Raw genomic sequence first — 3,623 nt, forward strand, 5'->3', positions numbered from 1 at the left:
ATCCCCGTTGCTGTCCATTGGTTTGCGGCTCCAAAGGTTACGGTTCCCCCTGCCATCGTTTCTGACATCACAATCCTGATATTTGTGTTGCTTGTTGCCGATGCAGAGGTAAAGGTCGGCGCTTGCCCATCAGTAATCGCTATAGATGCAGCATGTCCAACGACTGCATTTGTATCAGCATTGGTATCAGTCACACCAGAAGCATCAACGTATAAACCGACAGCTGCTCCATAAGCAGTTGCCGTATCGCTAAAAGACCCAGCAGCAAAAGTCAAAGTTACTGTCCAAGGTGTGCCAGCGGATGTGACTGCCGCGCTCGCCGGATTTAGTGGAGTTGCTCCGCCATCACCAACATCAATATGCCATTTTGAAAAATCTACAGAAGCAATGTTTTGTCCGGGATCATCAAAAGTTACTAAAACTGTGTTTGATCCATTTACCTTAGCATTGTTTATAGCTATATCTGCCGCTGCACTCACCCTCCCCACATCAACTACTAGAGCGAGTCCAGCAAAAAATCCGAATCCAATCAAAAAGAGAGAAAAGACTCTCGAAAGAAACTTTGCAGATTTCATATGAAAAAGATAAAAAATATTGTGATGATTATGACCATCCTCAAAAGAAAAAACAATTTTCGAATATCATTATTTGTGTTACTCATATAGTGTACATACTTTAAACTTGCACTTCGATGATCAAAATCTCTATGATCTTCTGGCTTTTGAACTCCATATCGTGACATCTTCTCCTGAACTCCTCATGCCGGCTGGAAATTTGGAAAAACTTAAATTTGCGATCGCATTTGGAGCTGACGCAGTATACGCTGGAGTACCGGCGTATTCACTGAGAGCAAGAGAAAATCAGTTCAATATTGAATTTCTGAAGGAGACAACAAAATATTGTCATGACCGGAAAAAGAAAATTTATTTCACGGCAAATATTTTTCCACACAATGTAAAAATCCCGCACTTTTTGCGCGCAATGGAAAAAATGATGGGGCTGAAACCTGATGCGTTTATTATGGCGGATCCGGGAATTATTCATCTCACAAAAAAACATTTTCCTGATGCAGTGATTCATCTTTCAGTGCAAGCAAATAATGTAAATTGGGCGAGTGCTCAGTTTTGGCACGAACAGGGAATCGAACGGATTATTCTTTCTCGCGAACTTTCACTGAAAGAAATTCAGGAAATTTCAGAAAAAAATCCGGAATTAGAAATTGAATGTTTTGTGCACGGCGCGATTTGCATGGCATATTCCGGGCGATGTTTGCTCTCAAACTATTTTACGTATCGTGATGCAAACCAAGGAACATGCGCGCATTCGTGTCGATGGAAATATAAATTGCATGAAGGAAAAGAAAATTATGCTGGCGAAGTGGAAGAATATGTTCCGCTCTCGGGAAATTTTTATTTGGAAGAAGAAGAACGGCCGAAACAAATGCTCGAAATTGATGAAGATCAGTACGGAACATACATCATGAATTCGAAAGATTTGTGCTTACTTGAATATTTGCCAGATCTTATAAAAGCGAGAGTATCGAGTTTAAAAGTTGAAGGACGTTCGAAAACAATTTATTATGCGGCAATTACGGCGAGAGCGTACCGTATGGCAATTGACGCAATTCAAAAGAAGAAATTTACCAAAAAAATAATTGATGAACTTCTGGACGAAGTATTTTCCACCTCGAATCGTGGATACATTCCCGGATTTCTTGTGGGAAACCCAAAAGAAAAAGGCCAGGAATATGAAGAGAGGAAAGAACTCGGAACTCATGTATTTGCCGGAGTTGTGCGATCACGGAAAGGAAATGAAGTGGAAATGGAATGTCGCAATCGGCTTGATATTGGAGATGAACTCGAATTCTGTTTCCCGAATAAGACTGAAGATTTTTCAATTGTGCTCAAAGATTTTCGTAATCATAAAGGAGAGGCAGTTGAGAATTTTTCAGGCGGAGCCGGAAGTATCTTCCTCGACATTTCCGACAAACAGAAAAAAATATTTGAGAAAAATTTTGGGGAAAATGATGAGATTTTTTGTGTGGTGAGGAAATCAGTGAAATAAGAGAAAATAAATGTTATTTTAAAGCCGGAGGTTGAAGAAAAATTTTAGATTTTAGATTTTAAGTTTTAGATTTTTTAAGTAATTCCTCAACGATTAAAATGAATAATCAATACAGAATGAAAAATTTGGAATTAGAATTTAATCTAAAATCTAAAATTTAGAATCTAAAATTGACTTATTTGCCGACAACTGACTGCTCTCCGTTCCCTTATGCCCTTCACCAACATCACCGCCGCGCTCGAAGACATTAAAAACGGAAAACCCGTCATTATTATCGATGACGAAGATCGTGAAAATGAAGGTGATTTTTTTATTGCCGGAGAAAAAATAACGGCTGAGGGAATTAATTTTATGGCAACACACGGAAAAGGACTTATTTGTGCTCCGGTTTCGAAAGAAATTGCTGATGCGCTCAATTTGCATCCCATGGTTTCTGACGCGGACCCGAGAGCATGTAATTTTGCTGTTTCTATTGACGCTCGAGAAGGAATGACGACCGGAATTTCGGCAAAAGAACGCGCGGGAACGATTCAAAAACTTTGTGATCCGAGCGCAAGACCAAAAGATTTTGTTCGTCCCGGTCATGTCTTTCCTGTGGTCGCAAAAAAGGGAGGCGTTCTCGTTCGGGCAGGACATACGGAAGCTTCTACTGATCTTTGCCGAATGTGTAATTTTTCTGAAGTCGGTACTATTTGTGAAATTATGAATGAAGATGGCACTATGGCGAGGCTTCCTGATCTTATAAAAATTGCGGAAAAACACGATCTCAAAATTGTCACTATTGCCGATATCATTACGTATCGAAAAGGAACTGAAAAAATGGTGGAAAAAGTCTCTGAATCAAATCTCAAGACGACAACTGGAGAATTTCGTATTCATGTCTTTAAGGACCTTATTACGAATGAAGAACATATTGCACTCACCAAAGGAAAAATAAATGATGGAACTCCCATACTCCTTCGTGCGCATTCCGAATGTATCACCAGCGAAGTTTTTGGATCTGAGCATTGCGACTGTGCTCAGCAACTTCATTTTGCAATGCGTTTGATTGAAAAAGAAGGACGCGGAGCAATTCTCTACATGAGACACGAGGGACGAGGAATCGGGCTCGGGAATAAAATCAAGGCATACGCGCTTCAGCAGGAACTCGGTGTAGACACGGTGGAGGCAAATCTTCTTCTGGGATTTCAATCTGATCTCAGAGACTATGGGATTGGAGCCCAGATGCTGAACGCGCTCGGTATCCAAAAAATCCGTCTTCTCACAAATAATCCAAAAAAAATATCCGGAATTTCCGGATATGGACTCGAAGTCATTGAAAGAATTCCCATTGAAGTCAGAGCGAGCGAACACAGCGCAAAATATTTAAAAACAAAAAAGGAGAAAATGGGGCACCTCTTCAATTACGAATGATCAATTACGAATGGCTTTGTTGCACAAATCATAATATAGAGACTCAGGAAAGAGCAATTTTCTTTTTCTAAGGTTTTCATACTATTTTGTAACTTTTTGGCATTCCGAGAGCAGTCATACTATTCAAAGCAGAACATATAAGAAAA

At 39.9% G+C, this 3,623-nt stretch carries 3 protein-coding genes; 2 read left to right on the forward strand and 1 reads right to left on the reverse strand.

The window, feature by feature from the left end; genetic code table 11:
• Positions 1–488, reverse strand: a 488-nt coding sequence (locus HZA38_03665; GenBank protein MBI5414590.1) for a hypothetical protein, incomplete at its 3' end; no start/stop codon positions are given.
• Positions 489–681: 193 nt separating this feature from the next.
• Here HZA38_03665 and HZA38_03670 point away from each other — a divergent pair.
• Positions 682–2,064, forward strand: coding sequence for a U32 family peptidase C-terminal domain-containing protein (locus HZA38_03670; GenBank protein ID MBI5414591.1), 1,383 nt, complete (start codon positions 682–684; stop codon positions 2,062–2,064).
• A 210-nt stretch (positions 2,065–2,274) separates the two neighbouring features.
• Positions 2,275–3,477 carry a bifunctional 3,4-dihydroxy-2-butanone-4-phosphate synthase/GTP cyclohydrolase II gene (locus HZA38_03675; GenBank protein MBI5414592.1) on the forward strand — a complete coding sequence of 401 codons (1,203 nt, stop codon included), beginning with the start codon at positions 2,275–2,277 and terminating at the stop codon, positions 3,475–3,477.
• The last annotated feature ends 146 nt before the right edge of the window (positions 3,478–3,623 follow it).

Source organism: Candidatus Peregrinibacteria bacterium (assembly GCA_016220175.1).
Classification (GTDB): Bacteria; Patescibacteriota; Gracilibacteria; order CAIRYL01; family CAIRYL01; genus JACRHZ01.

What these genes read in the sequence shown, in the direction of transcription:
- HZA38_03675 (MBI5414592.1), top strand. Translation starts at nt 2,275, where the DNA reads ATGCCCTTCACCAACATCACCGCCGCGCTCGAAGACATTAAAAACGGA.